This window comes from Acinetobacter sp. Ver3 (genome assembly GCF_000632455.1).
Lineage (GTDB): Bacteria > Pseudomonadota > Gammaproteobacteria > Pseudomonadales > Moraxellaceae > Acinetobacter.
Window position 1 is genome coordinate 1 of record NZ_JFYL01000041.1, and the last position, 21,661, is coordinate 21,661.

The 21,661-nt window shown below is 40.0% G+C and carries 24 protein-coding genes and 1 pseudogene; 14 read left to right on the forward strand and 11 right to left on the reverse strand.

The window, feature by feature from the left end; all coding sequences use genetic code 11:
- Positions 1-444 (forward strand): hypothetical protein (locus tag CL42_RS10875; RefSeq protein ID WP_035268164.1); only part of this gene is annotated, 444 nt, incomplete at its 5' end.
- 17 nt (positions 445-461) lie between these two features.
- Here CL42_RS10875 and znuB read toward each other — a convergent pair.
- Genes znuB through CL42_RS10890 form a run of 3 tightly spaced genes read right to left on the reverse strand, consistent with a single transcriptional unit; the run spans position 462 to position 2,524 of the window.
- Positions 462-1,262, reverse strand: coding sequence for a zinc ABC transporter permease subunit ZnuB (gene znuB / locus CL42_RS10880; RefSeq protein WP_035268166.1), 801 nt, complete (start codon positions 1,260-1,262; stop codon positions 462-464).
- Positions 1,263-1,265: 3 nt separating this feature from the next.
- Positions 1,266-2,054, reverse strand: coding sequence for a zinc ABC transporter ATP-binding protein ZnuC (znuC, locus tag CL42_RS10885; RefSeq protein ID WP_035268168.1), 789 nt, complete (start codon positions 2,052-2,054; stop codon positions 1,266-1,268).
- Positions 2,033-2,524: a transcriptional repressor gene (locus CL42_RS10890; protein ID WP_035268172.1), complete on the reverse strand. Its 492-nt coding sequence runs from the start codon at positions 2,522-2,524 to the stop codon at positions 2,033-2,035. The genes znuC and CL42_RS10890 overlap by 22 nt, the downstream gene beginning before the upstream one ends.
- 138 nt (positions 2,525-2,662) lie before the next feature.
- Between CL42_RS10890 and CL42_RS10895 the strand changes: the two genes are divergently transcribed.
- The 11 genes from CL42_RS10895 (at position 2,663) to CL42_RS10950 (ending at position 12,878) form a co-directional block, all read left to right on the forward strand.
- Entirely contained in the window at positions 2,663-3,505 is an 843-nt protein-coding gene (locus CL42_RS10895) for a metal ABC transporter solute-binding protein, Zn/Mn family (protein ID WP_035268175.1), read from the forward strand.
- A 169-nt stretch (positions 3,506-3,674) separates the two neighbouring features.
- Entirely contained in the window at positions 3,675-4,067 is a 393-nt protein-coding gene (locus CL42_RS10900) for an ATP synthase subunit I (protein WP_035268179.1), read from the forward strand.
- 111 nt (positions 4,068-4,178) lie between these two features.
- The gene (atpB, locus tag CL42_RS10905; protein WP_035268181.1) at positions 4,179-5,054 is read left to right on the forward strand and encodes a F0F1 ATP synthase subunit A; all 876 of its coding nucleotides are present in this window, start codon (positions 4,179-4,181) and stop codon (positions 5,052-5,054) included.
- A gap of 80 nt (positions 5,055-5,134) precedes the next feature.
- Entirely contained in the window at positions 5,135-5,389 is a 255-nt protein-coding gene (gene atpE / locus CL42_RS10910; RefSeq protein WP_035268188.1) for a F0F1 ATP synthase subunit C, read from the forward strand.
- Between the two features lie 38 nt (positions 5,390-5,427).
- Positions 5,428-5,898: a F0F1 ATP synthase subunit B gene (locus tag CL42_RS10915; RefSeq protein ID WP_035268191.1), complete on the forward strand. Its 471-nt coding sequence runs from the start codon at positions 5,428-5,430 to the stop codon at positions 5,896-5,898.
- A gap of 11 nt (positions 5,899-5,909) precedes the next feature.
- Complete coding sequence (locus CL42_RS10920) at positions 5,910-6,446, forward strand: F0F1 ATP synthase subunit delta (protein WP_035268194.1); 537 nt, start codon at positions 5,910-5,912, stop codon at positions 6,444-6,446.
- Between the two features lie 47 nt (positions 6,447-6,493).
- The gene (gene atpA / locus CL42_RS10925; RefSeq protein ID WP_035268197.1) at positions 6,494-8,038 is read left to right on the forward strand and encodes a F0F1 ATP synthase subunit alpha; all 1,545 of its coding nucleotides are present in this window, start codon (positions 6,494-6,496) and stop codon (positions 8,036-8,038) included.
- A gap of 89 nt (positions 8,039-8,127) precedes the next feature.
- Positions 8,128-8,997 carry a F0F1 ATP synthase subunit gamma gene (atpG, locus tag CL42_RS10930; protein WP_035268202.1) on the forward strand — a complete coding sequence of 290 codons (870 nt, stop codon included), beginning with the start codon at positions 8,128-8,130 and terminating at the stop codon, positions 8,995-8,997.
- 26 nt (positions 8,998-9,023) lie between these two features.
- A complete protein-coding gene (atpD, locus tag CL42_RS10935) occupies positions 9,024-10,418 on the forward strand; it encodes a F0F1 ATP synthase subunit beta (RefSeq protein WP_035268203.1) in 1,395 nt (464 codons plus the stop codon).
- Positions 10,419-10,444: 26 nt separating this feature from the next.
- A complete protein-coding gene (locus tag CL42_RS10940) occupies positions 10,445-10,864 on the forward strand; it encodes a F0F1 ATP synthase subunit epsilon (RefSeq protein ID WP_035268205.1) in 420 nt (139 codons plus the stop codon).
- A 646-nt stretch (positions 10,865-11,510) separates the two neighbouring features.
- Positions 11,511-12,878, forward strand: a complete 1,368-nt coding sequence (locus tag CL42_RS10950; RefSeq protein ID WP_035268208.1) for an NAD-dependent succinate-semialdehyde dehydrogenase — start codon at positions 11,511-11,513, stop codon at positions 12,876-12,878.
- 35 nt (positions 12,879-12,913) lie between these two features.
- Here the strand turns inward: CL42_RS10950 and CL42_RS10955 are convergent, their stop codons facing one another.
- A complete protein-coding gene (locus CL42_RS10955; protein WP_035268211.1) occupies positions 12,914-13,360 on the reverse strand; it encodes an AAA family ATPase in 447 nt (148 codons plus the stop codon).
- A gap of 93 nt (positions 13,361-13,453) precedes the next feature.
- On the opposite strand from CL42_RS10955, the gene CL42_RS10960 reads away from it, so the two are divergent.
- Positions 13,454-13,903, forward strand: coding sequence for a hypothetical protein (locus CL42_RS10960; RefSeq protein ID WP_035268213.1), 450 nt, complete (start codon positions 13,454-13,456; stop codon positions 13,901-13,903).
- A gap of 6 nt (positions 13,904-13,909) precedes the next feature.
- Here CL42_RS10960 and CL42_RS10965 read toward each other — a convergent pair whose 3' ends face one another.
- The 4 genes from CL42_RS10965 to CL42_RS10980 form a co-directional block, all read right to left on the reverse strand.
- Entirely contained in the window at positions 13,910-14,923 is a 1,014-nt protein-coding gene (locus tag CL42_RS10965; protein WP_035268215.1) for a pirin family protein, read from the reverse strand.
- Positions 14,924-15,012: 89 nt separating this feature from the next.
- Positions 15,013-15,597, reverse strand: a complete 585-nt coding sequence (locus CL42_RS10970; protein WP_035268242.1) for a hypothetical protein — start codon at positions 15,595-15,597, stop codon at positions 15,013-15,015.
- 194 nt (positions 15,598-15,791) lie between these two features.
- Positions 15,792-16,334 carry a glutathione peroxidase gene (locus CL42_RS10975; RefSeq protein WP_035268217.1) on the reverse strand — a complete coding sequence of 181 codons (543 nt, stop codon included), beginning with the start codon at positions 16,332-16,334 and terminating at the stop codon, positions 15,792-15,794.
- A gap of 116 nt (positions 16,335-16,450) precedes the next feature.
- Entirely contained in the window at positions 16,451-16,972 is a 522-nt protein-coding gene (locus tag CL42_RS10980; RefSeq protein ID WP_035268218.1) for a hypothetical protein, read from the reverse strand.
- A gap of 340 nt (positions 16,973-17,312) precedes the next feature.
- Here CL42_RS10980 and CL42_RS10985 point away from each other — a divergent pair, with 340 nt between their 5' ends.
- A complete protein-coding gene (locus CL42_RS10985; RefSeq protein ID WP_035268220.1) occupies positions 17,313-18,221 on the forward strand; it encodes a DMT family transporter in 909 nt (302 codons plus the stop codon).
- Positions 18,222-18,606: 385 nt separating this feature from the next.
- Here CL42_RS10985 and CL42_RS10990 read toward each other — a convergent pair whose 3' ends face one another.
- The 3 genes and pseudogenes from CL42_RS10990 to CL42_RS11000 all read right to left on the reverse strand — a co-directional run bounded on the left by CL42_RS10990 (position 18,607) and on the right by CL42_RS11000 (position 21,587).
- Entirely contained in the window at positions 18,607-19,176 is a 570-nt protein-coding gene (locus CL42_RS10990) for an L-threonylcarbamoyladenylate synthase (protein WP_035268223.1), read from the reverse strand.
- A gap of 48 nt (positions 19,177-19,224) precedes the next feature.
- Positions 19,225-20,421, reverse strand: a pseudogene (gene dprA / locus CL42_RS10995) (DNA-processing protein DprA).
- 14 nt (positions 20,422-20,435) lie between these two features.
- On the reverse strand, positions 20,436-21,587 hold the full coding sequence (locus CL42_RS11000; protein WP_035268226.1) for a LysM peptidoglycan-binding domain-containing protein: 1,152 nt from the start codon (positions 21,585-21,587) through the stop codon (positions 20,436-20,438).
- Between the last annotated feature and the right edge of the window lie 74 nt (positions 21,588-21,661).

The window sequence follows — 21,661 nt, forward strand, 5'->3', positions numbered from 1 at the left end:
CTCGGCTTAATTTCAACTCCCTATATCTGGGCGTATTTTTATTTACAGCCTGAAAGTGTGTGGGAATGGATCAAGTTTGTGATGTGGGGCGCGGGTGTTGGCATATGCGCCACATTTGGTCTTACAGTGATTTTAACTTTGATCACCACCCTTATAAAAAAAATGATTGTGGATGATACTTCGCAATATAAGATGTTTTTCAAACAAATGGTTTATTTGATGTGGATTAATGTGGTCTTATTTATCACGGCTGCAATCGGTTTACTATTCGAATGGTTGCCTTTCTATATTGTTGAATATTGGTTTATGCCTGAGACCTTTTTTGGCTTTTGGCATGTGATATGGATAAAAGGCCTTATTAATGTATTGGTTATGGTGGTTTTTTTATTCTCTTGTTATATCTTTCTCTGTCTTCATAAATATTTTATAAAGAAGCAAGATTAATGAATAGCCCAAATAAATCAGGCTATTTTTTTAAATTTTTGAATGATAAAAATCACAGCAAATACGATTGCCATGGTTAATACAATGCTTAAACCTGTCGCAATATTTAAACCTGCACTCGACCATAAGCCCACAGTCACACCAACTTGAGCCACAATAAAAGACCATAGCACCATGTGTTTAGGTGAATATGCTAAAAGTCTTGCGGTTAATGCAGGTATAACCAATAAAGCACCCATGAGTAATGAACCTACTGCACGTAACGCTAGTACTGTAAATAAGGCAAGAAGCAGCATAAAAATAAGGCGCTGCCATTTCGCATTCACACCTTCACTTACCGCAATATCAGGATCAATCGCAATTTGAATTTGAGATTGCCAACTTTTATAGAGCACAGAGAGTGCAATGACAATCACCACTGCAAATGTCGGTAAGTCGGACCAAGATATTGTTAAAAGATCGCCAAATAAATAACTCAGCAACTCAGGTCTTAGCGCAGGGAGGTGTTGGATGACCAATAGTCCTGAGCAAAGCAGCGTTGCTGAACATAACGCAAGTAATGCATCGTTGGGCAGGCGAGGATCATGCAATACCCAAAGGACTGCGACCAAGAGTAACGCGGTAAACGTAACCCCCATCCATAAGGGGAGGGTGAGTAAGCCAGCAATCGCCACACCCAAGAGAGTTCCATGCGCCATTGTGTCTGCAAAGAATGACATACGGCGCCATAACATAAGACAACCGAGCGGTGCAGTTAGAAACACTAATAATGTTCCCATAATCCATGCGGGTAATAGAAGTTGTAACCATTCCATCATGATCTAAGCTTCCGGTTCTGGATGAATATGGGGGCGAGGATCGTGTTGACATGGCGTTGCTGTATCACCATGTGCACAATGATCGTGATGATGTTGGTAGAACACTCGATTAGTGCCGAAAATAGCCTGATACTCAGGGTCTTGTTGAATATTTTCAGGCAAGCCGCTACAACATATATGTTTATTGAGGCATACCACACGCTGTGTACCTTGCATCACCCACTGCAAATCATGAGAGACGATTAAGATCGAGCAGCCGTAGCGCTCAGGTAGACTTCGAACATAATCATAAAGTTCAGCTTCAGATTGAATATCTAAACCTTGCATCGGTTCATCGAGTACCAATAAGTTGGGTTGGCGCAGTAGAGCGCGTGCTAAAAGTACACGCTGGCGTTCCCCACCAGACAGCTGTTGGACTTTCGAATCTTGTAATTTTATGATCCCAGTATCTCGAATAATTTCTTGTTTAATCGCAAGATCACACTTTTCTAAATCGAGTAAATCTTTCACTCGAAGTGGCAAGCTGTGGGATGGATTGAACTTTTGAGGGACGTAAGCAAGCTTTAAGGCTTTATGATGTTTAATTTGACCAGAATTGGCCTTCACAATTCCGAGAATCACTTTGATAAGCGTAGATTTACCCGCCCCATTGGGACCAATGAGGGTAATAATTTCTTTGTCATGAATCTGAAAGTCAACATTCTTTAAAATGTCTCTTTCATCAATTCGCACATTAATTTGCTGCAGTTCAATTAATGGCAATGCAGAACTTACTGAGAGCACTGCTGACATAATCCTGAAATCTCAATAATGCTATGTTGAGCCTGAAAATGATCAGAGGAAGCCAATTGATCAAGTTGTTGAATCAAACCAAGAGCTGAAGCCTCTTTCACTGTATTGCATTTAGAGCAAATGAGAAAAGCGGCTTGATGTCCAGCACGAGGATGGCAACATGGAATATAGGCATTAATTGAAGTTAAACGATGAATAAAACCTTTTTCGAGCAAAAAATCGAGGGTGCGGTAAACAGTTGGAGGTGCTGCTGGACGTTCAGCATTACCTTTTAATTTCGCCAACAAGTCATAAGCGCCCATAGGCCCTGAGGCCGTTAAAATTAACTCTAAAACTTCTTTGCGAAGCGGAGTCAATTTAGCGCCTGAAGCAGCGCAGCTTGCTTCAGCTTCTAATAAACGAGCTTCAACATTCGGGTGATCATGCACACCGTGTAAAGTATCATGATGTTCGTGTGAACATGCGCTCATGGACTGACCTCAAGACTTCGAAAAGGGAAGGGGGTATCTCATAAATAGTATCATGAGACCTTGCAACTTACGAACAGCATAGGCATTTTTAACTGTTTGTTATATTATAACGTCAAAATTCGAGTGGTAATTAATTTCATGTTGCGTCTGCTAGCACTATGCTTTACAGCATTATTCACAACCTTGGCTTGGGCACAAGCACCCTTGGTGGTTTCGACACACCCAGTGTATTTGATTGCAAAAGAAATCACTCAAGGTATTGAAGAACCAAAATTGTTGCTAGAAAATCAAACAGGGCATGATGTTCATCTGACCCCTGCGCACCGTAAATTAATTCAAGATGCAGGATTGGTTATTTGGCTTGGTAAAGCGCATGAAGCGCCATTAGAGAGTATTTTGGCGAAAAACTCTAAAGCAGTTGCCTTATTGAATACAGGAATATTGCAAACATTGCCGCTTAGAAATAGTCGAGGGGACGTAGTAAAAGGAACTGTCGATACTCATGTATGGTTAGAACCAAATAATGCAGTTCGTATTGGCTTTTTTATAGCGGCATTACGCTCACAACAACAACCTGAGTTTAAAGACAAGTATTGGAGTAATGCTAAACTTTTTGCACATGAGATGCTGAAAACCTCACAAAGTGTAAAACTCAATCATGGTGTTCAGCCGTATTGGTCATTACATGATGCATACCAATACTTGGAGCGTGCGCTGTTGCTAAAATTCGCTGGTGCGATGACAGAAGATCCACATATGGCACCTACAATTGCTCAAATCAAATATTTAAAAGACCATCGCCCTCAGCAAAAGATGTGTCTTTTGGCTGAAACTGTAGCTAATAAGAATCAATATAAGTCTCTAGGTCATGTGAATTTTCTCGCAGTTGATGAGAGTTTTGCTAAACACCAGAATTTTATAACAGCATGGCAGACTCTAGCGATACAAGTACGTGCATGTGTAGAAAAAGCACAAAAGTGATGTAAAAACAGCCGATAATTGTATAAGTGCTCAGCAATAAACGATCTAAAAATACCAGACTTAGGTCGGGAAAAGATTGCATGTTCAGGGGTGTAACTCTATAATGCCTGCGATTAAAAATAATCATCAGCTAAACTTGTCAAGCATTATTGCTGTGAGTGGATAATAAATGAGCCGAACTAGTCGCTTGATTGACCGACGATTAGCGAAAGCTTTAGTCATCTTGCAAGCATGTATGATACCTGTTTCAGCCTTGATAGCGTGGGTCTTGAAAGACTCGACTGCGGCTTTGAGTGCAGCATTAGGTGCATTCGTATGTTGGCTAGCCAGTTGTTATTTTTCATGGCAGTCGTTCAGAGCTGCAGGTGCAAGAGCTTCGAAACAGGTTCTATCGAATATGTATCGGGGGTTGCTCGGTAAGTTTGGAATTGTGATTGTTGGCTTCATTTTGATTTTAATCAATGTGAAACCGTTGTCAGCGGTCGCATTGTTTTGTGGTTTCATACTCGTTCAGACCATGTCGTGGGTCGCACCTTTTTGGGCGTCGCGTCTATCAAAATGAGTTGAATTGCAACGAAAAATTGAAAAGTTTTTTAGATGTTTAACGAGATATCAAGCAGCACGCGATATTCGTTAACTCTAATTTGTATTTGACATTAACCAGGTGTGATTTATGGCTGCTGAAGAACATACCCTTACCTCGTCTGAGTATATTCAGCATCACTTAACGAACATGACCTATGGTAAAGCACCAGATGGTACGTGGAAGTTAGCTGAGACTGCTGAAGAAGCGAAAGAGATGGGGTTCACTGCTATTCACTTGGATTCTATGGGTTGGTCAATCGGCCTTGGCGTCATTTTCTGTTTGTTGTTCTGGTTAGTAGCGAAAGCTGCAAACTCTGGTGTTCCGACCAAGTTCCAGGCTGCAATTGAAATGATCGTTGAGTTTGTTGACTCAAGTGTTCGTGATACCTTTCATGGTAAATCACGTTTAATCGCGCCTCTAGCTCTTACCATCTTCGTGTGGATTTTCCTCATGAACTTGATGGACCTTATCCCTGTTGACTGGATTCCTTATACAGCTCAACACATAATTGGTGGGCTATTCGGTATCGACCCGCATCATGTTTACTTCAAGATCGTTCCATCTACTGACCCTAACGTAACCCTTGGTATGGCGTTATCAGTATTTGCGTTAACTATTTTCTATAGTATCCGTGAAAAAGGTCTTGTCGGTTTCGGTGCAGAATTTGCGCTTAACCCATTCAATCCAAGTAACCCATTTTTAAAAGCATTATTAATTCCAGTAAATATTCTTCTTGAATTAGTAACTTTTATCGCGCGTCCAATTTCATTGGCTCTCCGTTTGTTCGGTAACATGTATGCGGGTGAATTGATCTTCATTTTGATCGCATTATTACCGTTCTGGATTCAATGGGCGTTGTCTGTGCCTTGGGCAATCTTCCATATTCTTGTTATCACGTTACAAGCATTCATCTTCATGATGTTAACGATCGTGTATATGAGTATGGCTAGCGAGAAGCATTAATTAATATTTGCTCGACTACACTATGTAGTTGGGCTAAAGTTTTTTTGTTTGATTTAAACTCAACCTCTGAGGATTTTTTCATGGATTTAGTAGTTGGCTTATCTGCTGTTGCAGCTGCTCTTTTAATCGCGTTCGGTGCTTTAGGTACTGCGATCGGTTTTGGTCTTTTAGGTGGTCGCTTCCTTGAAGCTGTTGCTCGTCAACCAGAATTGGCTCCACAACTTCAAACTCGTATGTTCTTAATCGCGGGTCTTCTTGATGCTGTGCCTATGATCGGTGTTGGTATTGGTTTGTTCATTATCTTTGCAAATCCGTTCATCGGCCTAGTAGGTTAATTAGCTAAATTCCGAAATCAACTATTTGAGGAATAGCAATGAATATTAACTATACTCTGTTTGGTCAAGCGATTGCGTTTGCGATCTTTGTCGCATTCTGTATGAAATTCGTTTGGCCTCCACTAATCAATGCGATTAGTGAGCGTCAGCGTAAAATTGCTGATGGCTTAAATGCAGCTGAAAAGGCGAAAGCTGATCTTGCAGATGCGCAAGCTCAAGTTAAAGCTGAATTAGATGCAGCGAAAGCACAAGCGGCTCAATTGATCGAACAAGCGAACCGTCGTGCGGCTCAATTGGTTGAAGAAGCTCGTACTCAAGCATCTGCTGAAGGTGAGCGTATTCGTCAACAAGCGAAAGAAGCTGTTGACACAGAGATCAATGCTGCTCGTGAAGAATTACGTCAACAAGTTGCAGCTCTTGCTGTTGCTGGTGCAGAGAAAATTCTGAACCAACAAGTTGATGAAGCAGCTCACAATGCCATGCTTACTCAGCTGGCTGCTAAACTTTAAGCGAGGCGATTATGGCTGAACTCTTGACGTTAGCACGCCCGTACGCTAAAGCAGCATTTGCTTTCGCTTCTGAGCAAGGTGCAACTGACAATTGGTCAAATGTGTTACAAGTGCTTAGTGCTGCGGTGCAAGATGAAGCATTTTCCGCTTACTTGAGTCGCCCTGAGCTTACTCCTGTGGAGCAAGTAAGTTTATTTGCTAAGGTTTTAGGTGCAGATCAAACTGCTGAAGTGTCTAACTTTTTGACACTTTTGGCTGAAAATGATCGTTTAACTTTGTTACCTGAGATTGAAGCAGAGTACGAACTTCTTAAATCACAAAATAACAATGTGGTAGATGTCGTGATTGAATCTGCATTACCACTTTCTGCTGAACAAGAGCAATTACTTGCATCTGCGTTAGAGAAACGTTTCAACGCAGCTGTAAATGTTTCAGTAGAAGTTAACCCAGCTTTAATCGCGGGTGTTGTTATTCGTGCAGGCGACCAAGTGATAGATGATTCTGCGCTTAATAAGCTTGAAAAAATGCGGACTCGTCTTCTTGCATAATTGCGTAAAAAGAAGACTGAACTTAATAAAGATTGAGGTATAGCGCAATGCAACAACTGAATCCATCCGAGATCAGTGCGCTCATTAAACAGCGTATCGGCGATCTGGACACCAGCGCGACCGCTAAGAACGAAGGAACCATTGTTATGGTTTCCGACGGTATTGTGCGTATTCACGGCCTTGCTGATGCAATGTACGGTGAAATGATCGAATTCGACGGCGGCTTATACGGTATGGCACTGAACCTAGAACAGGATTCAGTGGGCGTCGTTGTTTTAGGTAACTACTTAAGCCTTCAAGAAGGTCAAAAAGCTCGTTGCACAGGTCGTGTATTAGAAGTTCCGGTTGGTCCAGAACTTTTAGGCCGTGTAGTAGATGCTTTGGGTAACCCAATTGATGGTAAAGGCCCAATTGATGCAAAATTATCTGATGCAGTTGAAAAAGTTGCACCAGGCGTAATTTGGCGTCAATCGGTAGATGAGCCTGTACAAACTGGTTATAAATCAGTTGATACAATGATTCCAGTTGGTCGTGGCCAACGTGAATTAATCATCGGTGACCGTCAAACTGGTAAAACAGCAATGGCGATCGATGCGATCATCGCACAGAAGAATTCTGGCATTAAATGTATTTACGTTGCAGTTGGTCAAAAACAATCAACTATCGCAAACGTTGTACGTAAGTTAGAAGAAACTGGCGCTATGGCGTATACGACTGTTGTAGCAGCAGCGGCAGCGGATCCAGCAGCAATGCTTTTCCTTGCTCCGTACTCTGGCTGTACAATGGGCGAATACTTCCGTGACCGCGGTGAAGATGCGTTAATCATTTATGATGACTTATCTAAACAAGCAGTTGCGTATCGTCAAATTTCATTGCTTTTACGCCGTCCACCAGGTCGTGAAGCGTATCCAGGTGACGTATTCTATCTTCATAGTCGTCTACTTGAACGTGCTTCTCGTGTATCTGCTGACTATGTTGAGAAATTCACTAACGGTGAAGTTAAAGGCCAAACTGGTTCATTAACTGCATTACCGATTATTGAAACTCAAGCGGGTGACGTATCTGCATTCGTACCAACGAACGTAATTTCGATTACTGATGGTCAGATCTTCTTAGAAACATCATTATTCAACGCAGGTATTCGTCCTGCTGTGAACGCGGGTATCTCTGTATCTCGTGTTGGTGGTTCTGCTCAAACTAAGATCATCAAAAAATTGTCTGGTGGTATCCGTACTGCTTTAGCACAATATCGTGAATTGGCTGCGTTTGCTCAGTTCGCTTCTGACCTTGATGAAGCAACTCGTAAGCAACTTGAGCATGGTCAACGTGTAACTGAATTAATGAAGCAAAAACAATATGCTCCATATTCAATTGCTGACCAAGCTGTGTCTGTATATGCATCTAACGAAGGCTACATGGCTGACGTAGAAGTGAAGAAAATTGTAGACTTTGATGCTGCATTAATTTCTTACTTCCGTTCTGAACATGCTGCGTTAATGCAACAGATCGATGAAACTGGTGATTGGAACAAAGACATCGAAGCAGCATTCAAAGCTGGTATTGAAAGCTTTAAAGCGACTCAAACTTACTAATTTTCAAACTGTTGAAATTTAGTGTCGGTTTGGTTCACGGAATCAACCTTCGAGGGCTTGAAAGGGCCTTCGAATACTAGGTTAAGCGTATGGCAAATTTAAAAGAAATTCGCGCCAAAGTAGCTAGTATCAAAAGCACGCAGAAAATTACTCGCGCGATGCAGATGGTAGCAGCTTCTAAGATGCGTCGTGCGCAAGAGCGCATGGCTCAGGGCCGTCCGTATGCCGAAAATATGCACCGTGTAATTGCTCATTTAGTACAAGCGAACCCTGAATATAAACATCGTTATATGGTTGAACGCCCAGTTAAGCGCGTTGGCTATATCATCGTGTCATCAGATCGCGGTCTTGCTGGTGGTTTGAACATTAACTTGTTCAAGAAAGTGGTAAAACACGTTCAACAGCAACAAGAGCAGTCAATTGAAGTTCAATTTGCTTTGATTGGTCAAAAAGCGGTTTCGTTTTTTAAAAACTACGGCGGTAAAGTACTTGGTGCAACCACTCAAGTGGGTGACACTCCAAGTCTTGAACAGTTGTCTGGTTCTGTACAAGTCATGTTGGATGCATACGATAAAGGCGAATTAGATCGCATTTATTTGGTGTCTAACGGCTTTGTGAATGCCATGACTCAAAATCAAAAAATCGAACAACTTGTTCCTTTAGCAGCTGCTGAAGATGACAAGACTCTTAACCGCCAATACGGTTGGGATTATATTTATGAACCAGAAGCTGAAGAGCTTTTAAATGGTTTATTGGTTCGTTATATCGAGTCTGTGGTATACCAAGGTGTGATCGAAAACATCGCGTGTGAGCAATCTGCTCGTATGGTTGCAATGAAAGCTGCAACGGATAACGCGGGTGAATTGATCAAGAACCTACAACTTATTTATAACAAGCTGCGTCAAGCCGCGATTACTCAGGAAATTTCTGAGATCGTTGGTGGTGCCGCTGCCGTTTAACATTATTTTGAATTGAGGAGACAGCAATGAGTAGCGGTCGTATCATTCAGATCATCGGCGCGGTTATCGACGTCGAGTTTGAACGCAACAGTGTTCCTAAGATCTATGACGCTCTTCAGGTTGATGGCACTGAAACTACATTAGAAGTTCAGCAACAACTTGGTGACGGCGTTGTACGTACAATTGCGATGGGATCTACAGAAGGTCTTAAGCGTGGTTTGAACGTAACTAACACTAACGCTCCGATCTCTGTACCAGTTGGTCCAGCGACGCTTGGTCGTATCATGGACGTTCTTGGTCGCCCGATCGATGAAGCTGGTCCTGTTGCAACTGAAGAGCGTTTACCGATTCACCGTCAAGCGCCTTCTTATGCAGAACAAGCTGCTTCTACTGACCTTTTAGAAACTGGTATTAAAGTCATTGACTTACTTTGCCCGTTCGCTAAAGGTGGTAAAGTTGGTCTGTTCGGTGGTGCCGGTGTTGGTAAAACTGTAAACATGATGGAGTTGATCAACAACATCGCTAAAGCGCACTCAGGTTTATCTGTATTCGCTGGTGTTGGTGAGCGTACTCGTGAAGGTAACGACTTCTATCACGAGATGAAAGACTCTAACGTTCTTGACAAAGTAGCGATGGTTTACGGTCAGATGAACGAGCCACCAGGTAACCGTTTACGCGTAGCGTTAACTGGTCTTACTATGGCTGAGTACTTCCGTGATCAAAAAGACGAAAATGGTAAAGGCCGTGACGTATTATTGTTCGTAGACAACATCTACCGTTATACACTAGCAGGTACTGAAGTATCAGCACTTCTAGGTCGTATGCCATCTGCAGTAGGTTACCAACCGACACTTGCAGAAGAGATGGGTGTTCTTCAAGAACGTATTACTTCTACTAAGTCTGGTTCGATTACATCTATCCAAGCTGTATACGTACCTGCCGATGACTTAACGGATCCATCTCCAGCGACTACGTTCGCTCACTTGGATGCGACAGTTGTATTGAGCCGTGACATCGCTTCACAAGGTATTTACCCTGCGATCGATCCACTTGACTCTACTTCACGTCAATTAGATCCATTAGTTGTTGGTACCGAGCATTACGAAATCGCTCGTTCAGTTCAAAACGTTCTTCAACGTTATAAAGAATTGAAAGACATTATCGCAATTCTTGGTATGGACGAATTGTCAGAAGAAGACAAACTTACTGTATACCGTGCACGTAAGATCCAACGTTTCTTCTCTCAACCGTTCCACGTAGCAGAAGTGTTTACTGGTGCTCCTGGTAAACTTGTACCGCTTAAAGAAACTATTCGTGGCTTTAAAGGTCTTCTAGCTGGTGAATACGATCACATCCCAGAACAAGCGTTCTATATGGTTGGTGGTATTGACGAAGTTATTGCTAAAGCCGAGAAACTTTAATTAGCTACCTAATTTAGGAGGTTCTCATGGCGACTATGCAATGTGACGTTGTAAGTGTTAAAGAGTCTTTGTACTCAGGCACTGTAACTATGCTAATTGCTAAAGGTGCTGGTGGTGAGTTAGGTATTATGCCTGGCCATGCTCCACTAGTAACTTTACTTCAACCGGGCGCGATTCGCGTTCAGTTGGAGAATGGTACAGAAGAATTAATCTATGTATCTGGTGGTGTTCTTGAAGTTCAACCGCATGTTGTTACGGTTCTTGCAGATACTGCAGTCCGTGCAGAAAACTTAGATGAAGCTGCAATCGTTGAAGCACGTAAAAATGCTGAAACTTTGTTAGCAAATCAAAAGAGCGATTTGGACGCTGCTGCTGCTTTGGCTGCGCTTGCAGAAACAGCTGCACAGTTGGAAACCATCCGCAAAATCAAAAACCGCGCTCAATAAGAGACGGTTTGAGATTGAAAAACCACCCGAAAGGGTGGTTTTTTTATGGGTTATTGTAAGTTTGAAAAACTTGTGCTAAACATAATTTACTGATAATAAGTTAAGGGTTTTACAATGAAAACAATCAATGATTCTATTGTGGATAATCCTGTCATAAAAATAATTTCAATAATTGTACTAATGTTACAGTTAGTTTTTTTTATGTGTTTAGCAATATCTAATTTGACACAAGGAAATTTACATTTCATTTCAGATATTTCTAAGTTTTTTCTAGCATTTTATTTCATGTATCAGTTAATTGAAAATCCGAACTTTTTTAGAAAAACACATGATTTAAAATCACTAATTCGTTTTCTGAGAAAAAAAATTAATTTCATAATGGTAAATCAAATCAAAAACCTCGCTCAATAAAAGACAGTTCAAGATTGAAAAACCACCTGTAAGGGTGGTTTTTTTATGAATGTTATCTGAAATTCAATAGTTAAGTAACAGACTGAGAGATTGTGTAATATTCATCCTTTTTCAAAGATTTTAATGATAGCTTGGATAAGTAAGCATGAGGGTAATAAATTATTTTCATGTTTGATAATGAAGGATTGTTTTGATCCAAAGCATTAATAAATTTATTGGCATGAAGGGAAGAATTATGAGTTATCAATCCATTAACCCATTTACCAATACTGTATACAAAGAATATCCATCACACCAACAACAAGATATTGATCGTGCTTTGGATTCAGCCGAATCTATTCTTAAATCAGATTGGGTAAAAAATGTAGATGATCGCGTAAAAGTTTTACAACGTTTGGCAGCATTATTTAGAGAGAAAAAGAGTGAATTAGCCAAACTCATTACTTTAGATATGGGTAAGCTCATTGAGCAAAGTGAAGGTGAAATCGAATCCTGTGCTCAAATTGCTGAGTACTATGCAAAAAATACTGAACAATTTCTGAAATCAGTCCCCTATAAAACTGAGTTAGGTGAAGCTTGGGTGGAGCATCATCCATTAGGTATTATCATGGCTGTCGAACCATGGAATTTCCCATTTTATCAATTGGTCCGTGTATTTGCACCAAACTGTGGTATTGGAAATCCCGTATTGGCCAAACATGCAGGTATCGTTCCGCAATGTGCTGAAGCATTTGAAAAACTTGTATTAGAAGCAGGAGCGCCTAAAGGTGTTTGGACTAATCTATTTATCAATACCGATCAAGTCTCAGATATTATTGCAGACAAACGTGTGCGTGGTGTTGCATTAACTGGTTCAGAAGGAGCGGGTAGTGCGGTCGCTGCGCAAGCAGGCAAACACATTAAAAAGTCTACGCTTGAATTGGGTGGGAATGATGTCTTTATCGTGCTGGATGATGCGGACTTAAACAAAGCGATTGAGATTGGTTGTAAAGCACGTGTAAATAATACAGGGCAGGTGTGTACTGCAGCAAAACGATTTATTTTGCATAAAGACATCGCTGATCAGTTTAGAACGGGTTTAATTGAAGCATTTAAAGCACTGAAAATTGGCGACCCATTAGACCGTAGTACCACACTGGGACCACTCTCATCGGAAAGTGCGCTTAAAAACTTGATTAAACAAGTGGATAAAGCAGTTCAGCAGGGTGCATCATTGGTTATTGGTGGAAAAGCAATTGATCATGATGGTTATTTCTATGAGCCGACAATTTTAGAAAATATTAGTCGAGATAATGAGGCTTGGTACGAAGAATTCTTTGGGCCAGTTGCTCAGATTTATGTTGCGGAAAATGAGGATGAAATCGTTGAAATCGCCAATGATTCTAATTATGGTCTTGGGGGTGTCATTCACTCTCAAGACATAGAGCGTGCAAAAAAATTAGCTTCGAGAATTGAAACAGGAATGGTGTGGATCAATTGGTTAACGGATACTGCTCCAGAATTACCATTTGGTGGCGTAAAGAATTCTGGTTATGGTCATGAACTGGCAGATTTAGGTTTTCATGAATTTGTACAAAAAAAATTAGTGGTGGTGAAACAATAGAGTCTTTGAAATAAAGCGATCTTCGGGTCGCTTTATTATTTGGAGTCTAAGATTAAATGGTGATATTCACCTGCACCTTTTATCTTAATATGATGTATTTCATCAAACCCTTCCTCAAAATCAGGTACTTCTAACTTCTTATATGTTGCTCGAACACCGACTTCAGGAATATTGGCTTTACCGCTTCGTTGACCATTGCGTTCTAGCGTACTTTTCAAATCTGTTTCAAAGTAATATGAAATCACTTCAAAACCTGCTGCTTTGGCACGTCGAATATAACGAGCGCGATCTGCTTTGGTTGGGTTGGTATTGTCGATCACCGTTTTGGTTTTAGAGGCTAGACAGGTTTCAAAGATCATGTTTTCCCGATGGCGAGTTTTTAGCATGTCTAAGTTAATTCTTAAATGTGAATGTGCCAAATGTAAAAGATAGTAGCTTGATTTGCCCGAAGCTTGAACTCCAGTGAAGATGATCAGTTGCATGGTTCAATTACATTAAAAGTATAAAGCTGAATTAAATCACGGCTTAGACTTTGCTACAATTCAGGTATAAGTCTAATAAATCCAAATAAAATAATGTATGGTCAAAGTCTAATTATCGCGCTAAGCATATTCACCTTCAGTCAGCTCACCGCATGTCAAAATTATTATTTAAGTCAGCCCAATGAACCTACTGAAGCGGCCTTGGTTGCCAACTCATATAAAAATGGTTTAAGTGCTGAAATTGAGTTGGATTATCTCAGCGTATTTCAAAATCTGAGACAAGCATATCGTCGATGTATCGGTTTCACACGTGATGATGATCTAGTCTTTACTGAAAATAAGCTTGAAGAGCATATTGAAATGGCAACCCTATTTGCTCGAACAGAACGTGGTGAATATGTTCATAAGGCAACTGTAGAAAAGCTATCACCTACGTTGACAAGATTTACCTTGTATTTGCCTCAACGTTATCCTTTTCCCAATGCACGTTTTGAACAGGATATTAAACGAGCATTGGGCAAAGATGAATACTGTAATATTTAAACCTTGTTAAGCCCCATCTGAACTCATTTTTTCAGGATATTCCTTGCGTTTACCACCTTCATAGCTGGCAAAACGAGGTGTTTCACGTGAAAACGTTGGAGCATCGCTTGGCCAAGGCCAGTCACCAAAATGGGTCTCACGATATCGTTTGAATGCAACATCAAGTTCTTCTTTGCTGTTCAATACAAAAGGCCCTCGCATTGCAACTGGTGCACCAATAGGTTCACCTTCTAACCATAAGATTCTCGCTTCTTGATCACCTGCTTCAAGTTGAATTTCGGTGTCAGCTTTAAGCTCTACAAGATGTTTAAATTGAATGGGTGAATCAGCAATATTTAAAGTTGAACCCTGATAAAAGTAAGCAAATCGAGTAGAGGTTGCGGTCGTGGCTGGAATTTCAAGGTGTGCGCCAGCTTCTAAAGTAATTAAGTATATATTCACTTTATTTTCTGCTGCAGCTGCCCAAGAGTGTGGTGGGCGACTTAATGCATTTTGATTTTGATATTGTCCTGAAATAACTCGTACATCAATGCTGCGAGACTGGTGATCAGTCACTTTCACATGAGTAATTTGTTCACGCCAAAACATTTTATAATCAGCAGGTTGTTTTTTTTGTTCTGGAGATGAGTTAAACCAAATTTGAAATAATTCAAAAGGATTCTCTCGATCCTGATGAATTAACGGGAACATTTCACAGTGTTCAACACCATTTCCCGTACTTAGCCATTGCACATCGCCTGCAGCATATCGTCCACCATTACCCAAGGAATCAAAATGGTCGACATAACCTTGTTCCACCAAAGTAATAGTTTCAAAACCCGTGTGCGGATGTTCGGGAAAGCCGGGAACAACACTACCATAATACATATTGAATTCTTGATTGATTGCAGGATGAACTGGTCCCATTTCAGCATTCCCGGCAGGGTAGTGATCAATATGATGAGCAGTAAAGATGAAAGGATCTTTTAAATCTAAACGAAAAGTAATAGGAGTTATATTATAGATGGGTGAGGTAGACATGCCGACTCCATGATATTTGAATTATTTAAGATTCAAATTAAAGAGAAATCCCTCACTCCACCATGTCTATTTTGTGAGAATAATGTATATCAATCCTCGGCTTGATTATTTTCCGTAGATGATCCGGACTGAGTCAAAAGCATACTGGCTAATTTCACCATTTCACCTTGGATATTACCCATTTGCTTTTCTAAAGCTGCAAAATCGATGTTGTTTAAATTCACTTGGCCGTTTAGTAATGGTGAAGCTAATACATTTTCATTTGCCGTTAAAATATTCGAACGAATCTGGGAAATTTCTTGGCTTTTTAGGTCAAGTCCTGTCAATGCCTCATTAAAGCCCAGTAATTGAGATTTTAAACTTTGCACTGACTGATCTAACTTTTGTGGATCTTTATTATTTACAGCTTCTTCTAAATCAGATTGTAGCTGTTGAATTTGCTCAATATATCCACCTGCTTTAAGTTGTACATCTGCCACATCACGCACAATATAAAACATATTGCCTGATTTTAAGTCAGTAGGATCAGTGACTTGGACAGGGGAAGATTCTTCAACATTAGCTGCTGTTGTTTCCTTTTCTTGATCGTGTTGGGTTTGCGGCTGACAACCTAACATCACGAGACCGAAGCCAAATAATGCAAAAGGGGTAATAATGCTTTGAAATACTTTCATTAATAAAACCAAATCGTTAATCACTTCATTCCAAGATACGATACAAATATGAGTTAAATCTGAATATTTGCAAAGCAATAACAAAAATCTTGATGTGAAAGAGTAACTTATGATTTTGACAGATTAATGAAGATATTTATTGAATTGAATAAGAAATAATCAAGTGACAAGATCGTCACTTGATCTTGATGAGATTATTTCGCCAGTTCAGCATTAATTGCATCAACAATACGCGTATCATCTGCAGTGATGTCTGGTGCAAAACGAGCAACGACTTCCCCTGTTTTTGAAACTAAGAATTTCTCAAAATTCCATAATACTTCAGGGGGATTATTAGGCGTTAAACCATAATCAACCAGATCTTTCCACCAAGGCCCCTCACCAAGACGCTCTGGAATGGCATTTGTTAAAGTTTCATATAGCGGATGTTTATTCTCCCCAACCACTGGAATTTTCGCAAAAAGAGGGAAGTCCACTTGATAATTCACTGAACAAAATTGTTCAATCTCTTCATTGCTTCCTGGTTCTTGTTCAAGAAAGTCATTGGAAGGAAAACCAAGAATTTCGAATCCTTGTTGTTTTTTTTCACTATAGAGTTTTTGCAGACCTTCGTACTGTGGCGTAAGGCCGCATTTAGATGCTACATTCACGATCAATAATACTTTGCCTTCGTATTGCGATAAATCAACAGCCTGACCCTGAATTCTATTTACTGGAATGTTATAAACTGAAGCCATTTCAATGTCCTAATCATAAAGTACTTAAAATATGTAGATTGAAAATACCATGGCATATAGATCTCACCAAGGTGTCTACATTGAAAAAAAACAGGCCTGACGGCCTGCTCTATGAGTTAAGATTTTGTCCCGACTTGGTTTTTAAGATTCTGCATGTCCTGTAACAAGCTTTGTTGTAACTCAACAGCTTTCTTTTGTAGTTCAGTGATTTCATTCATATCAGGCTTTTCTTTAACACCTGCTTCTGCGAGGTCCAATCCAAGCTCATTCGATTCTTTCATTTTATCTCGAAGAGATGCACCTTCAGTACTTTTGAGCGCAAGTTTGTCCAGATCATCATTAAATTGATCCACATAGTTATCCATCTTCTCAACCACTGCGTCTAATTCAGCTTTATTATTGTTTTGCGCAGCTTGTGTCACTTCGTTTTGAAATGCCAAAGCCTCTTGAGCTTTTGTATTTGAAATTTGATCCAGTAAATCTAAGTCATGTTGAATATCTGCATTTACATTGGTACTTAATGTATTGCTTTGAACCGTTTCAGCGGCAGTAGGTGAGGATTGATCGTTAGACTTTTTATCACAAGCGGTTAGAAAAACAGCTGTAGTGCATATTGATGCAATGAGAAGTTTTTTCATAATTTATCCTTTTTATATGCTCGGTTCAATGCACTTACATTCACGATGAAGCACATTAAAAAAAATTCAGTTAACCCGTTGATGGGAAAATTCAAGCATTTACGATCTCATAGCTCACACACAGCTTCTAGTGTTGTTTTGTAGAGGAATCCCTGTAAAAAAGTGAAAAGTGTTTTAAAATAGAACAGCACTCTACTTAATTTTTTAAGTAAAAATCTCAGACTTAGATGGCTGTTCTGCAGTCATTAACAATGAAGGGGAGTGTGTTTCATGGAATGAAAAAGTCTAAAAATTGATGAAAACTTGATCTTAACGATTAAATAAAAATTAGGATGAAAATATGACATTTGAAAAAAAGCATTTGCTCTGGGCTCTATCATTGCCAGTCATTGCTGTATTGATTTGGTCGTTGAATATAGCTATTACACGATATGTTGCAGAGTATATTTCACCTGTCAGTATTAGTTTTTATCGTTGGATTATTGCCTTTTTGATTTTAACACCCTTTATTCTACCTAAAGTCATCAAACAGCGTACTTTGGTACGACAAAATATAGTGAAATTAGCAGTGCTGAGTGCATTTGGTATGGTGCTTTATCAGGGGTTAGCTTACACCGCAGCACATTACACGACTGCAACCAATATGGGCATAATTAATGCCTTTATTCCAATTTTCACCATTTTTGTTTCACTGATGATTTTAAAAGAGTTTCCAACTCGATTTGCAGTGGTGGGTAGTATTTTATCATTTATCGGCCTGATTTATGTTATCGGTCAGGGGCGTCTAGATACACTGATGCATCTGGGTGGGCATTGGGGCGACATGATTATGATCGTCGCGGTATTCTTCTATGCTTTTTATGGTGTATTTCTCAAAAAGTGGCAACTCGAGCTCCCTTTAATGATTAGTCTTTATATTCAGATTGGTTTTGCAGTGTTGTACCACTTACCATTCGTTGCCGTATTGGGTCTCGATGCAATTGATCTGGATAACGGCTTGAGTGTGTTATATGCGGGAATTTTCCCTTCGATTATTGCGCCGTTAGTATGGATGTTGGCTGTTCAACATTTAGGCCCAAATCGAACCAGCATCTTTATGAACTTAATGCCAATCTTTACCGCCATTATTGCTTATGTTTGGTTAAAAGAAGCATGGACGATTTATCACAGTTTAGGCGGAATCGTGATTTTGATAGGTATTGCTTTAGCACAGAAAAAAACTTCATTCATAAAGGCTAAGAGTGTTTAAAAAACAGACAATCGATTTATTTTTTTATTATACTTAAAATCTATAAAAGCTTATTGATCTAAATTAACTATCATTAGGCTTTTTAAAAAGTAAAATTAATAATTAAAAATAGGTACTTAATTATATCAATTGAACTAATAATTAATCTTTATAAGAAAAATGATGATTTGAAACTCTAAGTCTTAGTAATTGTGTAATATTTTTTTTTGTAGCATAATATGCGTACTGCAGAGAAAGCGATAATACACTCTTTTTCTGTACAGATGAATTTCTGAACCCTCTGGATGTGATTAGCACATCCTTTTATATGCTCAGTCAATACCTTTATGACTGAGCTTTTTTTTGTCTTAAATAATAAGTTTTAGGTCTCAGCATATCATGCTGTTTAAGCACGAATGACATCACCAGTTTCTGCATCTAATATTCGGCTAGGTTCTTGGCTCAGGCCTAAATCTCCATTTAAATAATTTAATTCAGCACCAAAGTACTGATTGACTTCTTGCAATGAGCGAGCGGGGTCTAAACCAGCAGGATTTGCACTGGTTGAAACAATGAACCCATCAAATGCGTTACACAGTGCGATGCAAAGAGGATGGTTGGTGACTCGGATAGCAACCTTAGGATGTTTGCCTCGAATCCAAAGTGGTATTTGCTCATCAGCTGGGAGAAGCCATGTTGTGGCGCGATCTTGATAAGATGTTTGTGACCAACTTTCAATCACCGCATCGCGGCGGTCTTGAGGCAGCTTTGATAATAAATGTTCAACCTGACTGACTTGACCAGCCAGTAAGATCACCCCTTTTTCGATAGGGCGTTGTTTTAATCTTAAAATTTCTTTAAAAGCATTTTCATTAAAAGGGTCGCAACCTAAGCCCCATACTGCTTCTGTAGGATAAGCCAAAACTTGACCTTGTTTTAGACATTGAGCAGCCTCAGCAACTGAGGTTGTTAACATAAGCGTTCACCATTCTCTTGATTGAAAAGACTATTGTGAACCTTAATTTTAATTACGGCAACGTAGGTATAACCCAGATTGTTGAATACAGCGTCCTAAAAGTTCTAACTCCATCAAGTGGCTGGTGAGTGTCGCGGTGTCTAAATCAAGGGTTGCTGCAATTTGATCGAGATCGCGACCAACCCAATCTAACTGTTGAAATACAGCTAACAAATGTATAGGAATCGAATGTTCATCATCCTCATGCTTACTTAACTTTGGATGGTCTACTGAATGAACTATTTCGTCATTTTGGAACTCATTAGGATTGTTTTTTCGTGACAGTGATGCTTGTTGATGCTGCCATTGAGTCGGCAGGGCTAAATCTTCAAGGATCTGCTCAGGATGATCAACTAAGATGGCACCTTCACGAATCAACTGATGGCAACCTTGATGAAATTCACTATAAATATGACCTGGAATCGCAAAGGTCGTTTTACCTTGATTTGCAGCAGCTTGGGCCGTAATTAATGAACCACTGCCCAATTGAGCTTCCGCTACCAATATCCCTAAACTTAAGCCACTTACAATTCTATTTCTGCGTGGAAAATTATGCTGAAGCGGTTTTGTCCCGGGTAAAAACTCAGAAATGATGGTCCCGTTCTGCTTCAAGATTTGATCATGTAATGGGCGATTTTGTGATGGGTAAATTAAATCTAACCCTGTGCCGATAACGGCGATTGTTCTGCCATGTTGCAAAGCACCCTGATGGGCTGCTTCATCAATCCCTTGTGCTAATCCACTCGTGATATAAAAACCTTGATCACTCAGATAATACGCAAAATCATATGCGACTTGTTTGCCATGTGGACTTGGTTTACGGCTTCCAACAATGGCAATTTGTGCTTCAGACAAGTGCTGTGCTTTACCTTTCCCAAATAAAATTGGGGGGCGGTCATGATAGGGCATCAATTGCTGAGGATAGTCTGGATCTTGCTCAGTGAGCATAAAATCAGAATGTTGATGAATTTGATACAGAATTCGCTCAAATTCTTGTTGCTGTTGATCAGAGAAAAATTGAGATGCACGCTCGATATGGTTTTTATGTAAGTTGAGCTGATGCCATTGATTTAGATGATTTTTCTGTACAGCATCTTGAGCTGAACCAAAATGCTGAACAAGTTTTTGATAAGCACTGAGTTAATGTTGAACGAGGTACCAGAGTTTAATATAAGCCAACTGATGGTCGTTAATCTCGTTCAACATATCCGCACCTAATTTTAATTTTCAACCATTGGTGATGGTTCTAATACAGCACCTACTTTAATTGGAAGTGCGCTGTCTAGCACGTAAGCGTAACTTAATTGATCGAAAGTTTTAAAAATCATTAAATTGCCCACACGCTGATTAGGCAGTTGAATATTTTCTTTGGTCTTCGGATCTTTAACCACTTCGCCTTGTTGGAAAATACTTAACACGTGACCATTTTTTGCACCGTGAACGCTTCCGCGGTTAATGGTGACAACACTATGTTGAGCTGCTGTACCAATAGAACCCATAACACGAATCACTTGACCGCCTGGCTGAATATCCGTTGTTGCCGTTGGATAGAAGAGGCTTGGTAATTCATTTTGAAATTTAGGTAAAACGTAATCACCGCGACGAACTTCGGCATTAAAACTTTGTTTAAGCTCTAAAGTTGAAATTTCATTTTCGTTGGCAACAGCGACTGCAGTAGCTACCTCAATCAGTTCAAGTGCACCTGTGTATTTTTTCCCTTTTTCATCTAAGAAAACATACGGTTCAGCTTCACGATAAACACCGTAGCTTTGTCCAGGGTTAATCCCTTGACCACGTGCATAAACTGTTTGACCTTCCCCAGCAACGATACGACGATCTGCCGAACCGAGAATATAAGGTGTGCTTTGCAAAGCATCAGGCGCAACGATAATACTTCTTTCTAGCCAAGGTTGAATATCATCCAAGGGAATAATTGGAATGGTATTCCCTAAGCTTTCAACACGTACTTGAGGTTTTAGATTGATAGCACCAAGATGACGACGAATAACGCCTTCACAACCGTCACCTTCATCTTTACCAATCAGTGGACGCCCATCTAATGTACAGAGTAGTAAGCGATCACCCGGGTAGATCCAGTGTGGATTTTTGACATGTTTATTGGATGCCCAAATTTCTTTCCAACGCCAAGGTGAGCGCAAAAATTTACCTGAAATATCCCACAAAGTGTCGCCTTTTTTGACCACATAAACGTGAGGAGCACCGGCCTTAATCGATGGTGGGCTTACATTTGGACTGGCTTGTGTCATTTGCGCGGTAAACAAGCCCGCACTAATGCAAATTGCAAGTGAACGGCAGTGTTTCTTTAACCCCAGAGCATGTGAAAAAGCCATGCCATTGAAAACCTTTTTCATTATCATAATTCCTAAAATTATGTATCTATTTGCGCTATAATACGCATATTACACGTATTATTTGATGAAGCATT

Bases quoted from the DNA above. Each gene is read 5' to 3' on its own strand.
- znuB (WP_035268166.1), bottom strand. From the start codon at position 1,262: ATGATGGAATGGTTACAACTTCTATTACCCGCATGGATTATGGGAACA.
- znuC (WP_035268168.1), bottom strand. From the start codon at position 2,054: ATGTCAGCAGTGCTCTCAGTAAGTTCTGCATTGCCATTAATTGAACTG.
- CL42_RS10890 (WP_035268172.1), bottom strand. From the start codon at position 2,524: ATGAGCGCATGTTCACACGAACATCATGATACTTTACACGGTGTGCAT.
- CL42_RS10895 (WP_035268175.1), top strand. From the start codon at position 2,663: ATGTTGCGTCTGCTAGCACTATGCTTTACAGCATTATTCACAACCTTG.
- CL42_RS10900 (WP_035268179.1), top strand. From the start codon at position 3,675: ATGAGCCGAACTAGTCGCTTGATTGACCGACGATTAGCGAAAGCTTTA.
- atpB (WP_035268181.1), top strand. From the start codon at position 4,179: ATGGCTGCTGAAGAACATACCCTTACCTCGTCTGAGTATATTCAGCAT.
- atpE (WP_035268188.1), top strand. From the start codon at position 5,135: ATGGATTTAGTAGTTGGCTTATCTGCTGTTGCAGCTGCTCTTTTAATC.
- CL42_RS10915 (WP_035268191.1), top strand. From the start codon at position 5,428: ATGAATATTAACTATACTCTGTTTGGTCAAGCGATTGCGTTTGCGATC.
- CL42_RS10920 (WP_035268194.1), top strand. From the start codon at position 5,910: ATGGCTGAACTCTTGACGTTAGCACGCCCGTACGCTAAAGCAGCATTT.
- atpA (WP_035268197.1), top strand. From the start codon at position 6,494: ATGCAACAACTGAATCCATCCGAGATCAGTGCGCTCATTAAACAGCGT.
- atpG (WP_035268202.1), top strand. From the start codon at position 8,128: ATGGCAAATTTAAAAGAAATTCGCGCCAAAGTAGCTAGTATCAAAAGC.
- atpD (WP_035268203.1), top strand. From the start codon at position 9,024: ATGAGTAGCGGTCGTATCATTCAGATCATCGGCGCGGTTATCGACGTC.
- CL42_RS10940 (WP_035268205.1), top strand. From the start codon at position 10,445: ATGGCGACTATGCAATGTGACGTTGTAAGTGTTAAAGAGTCTTTGTAC.
- CL42_RS10950 (WP_035268208.1), top strand. From the start codon at position 11,511: ATGAGTTATCAATCCATTAACCCATTTACCAATACTGTATACAAAGAA.
- CL42_RS10955 (WP_035268211.1), bottom strand. From the start codon at position 13,360: ATGCAACTGATCATCTTCACTGGAGTTCAAGCTTCGGGCAAATCAAGC.
- CL42_RS10960 (WP_035268213.1), top strand. From the start codon at position 13,454: ATGTATGGTCAAAGTCTAATTATCGCGCTAAGCATATTCACCTTCAGT.
- CL42_RS10965 (WP_035268215.1), bottom strand. From the start codon at position 14,923: ATGTCTACCTCACCCATCTATAATATAACTCCTATTACTTTTCGTTTA.
- CL42_RS10970 (WP_035268242.1), bottom strand. From the start codon at position 15,597: ATGAAAGTATTTCAAAGCATTATTACCCCTTTTGCATTATTTGGCTTC.
- CL42_RS10975 (WP_035268217.1), bottom strand. From the start codon at position 16,334: ATGGCTTCAGTTTATAACATTCCAGTAAATAGAATTCAGGGTCAGGCT.
- CL42_RS10980 (WP_035268218.1), bottom strand. From the start codon at position 16,972: ATGAAAAAACTTCTCATTGCATCAATATGCACTACAGCTGTTTTTCTA.
- CL42_RS10985 (WP_035268220.1), top strand. From the start codon at position 17,313: ATGACATTTGAAAAAAAGCATTTGCTCTGGGCTCTATCATTGCCAGTC.
- CL42_RS10990 (WP_035268223.1), bottom strand. From the start codon at position 19,176: ATGTTAACAACCTCAGTTGCTGAGGCTGCTCAATGTCTAAAACAAGGT.
- CL42_RS11000 (WP_035268226.1), bottom strand. From the start codon at position 21,587: ATGAAAAAGGTTTTCAATGGCATGGCTTTTTCACATGCTCTGGGGTTA.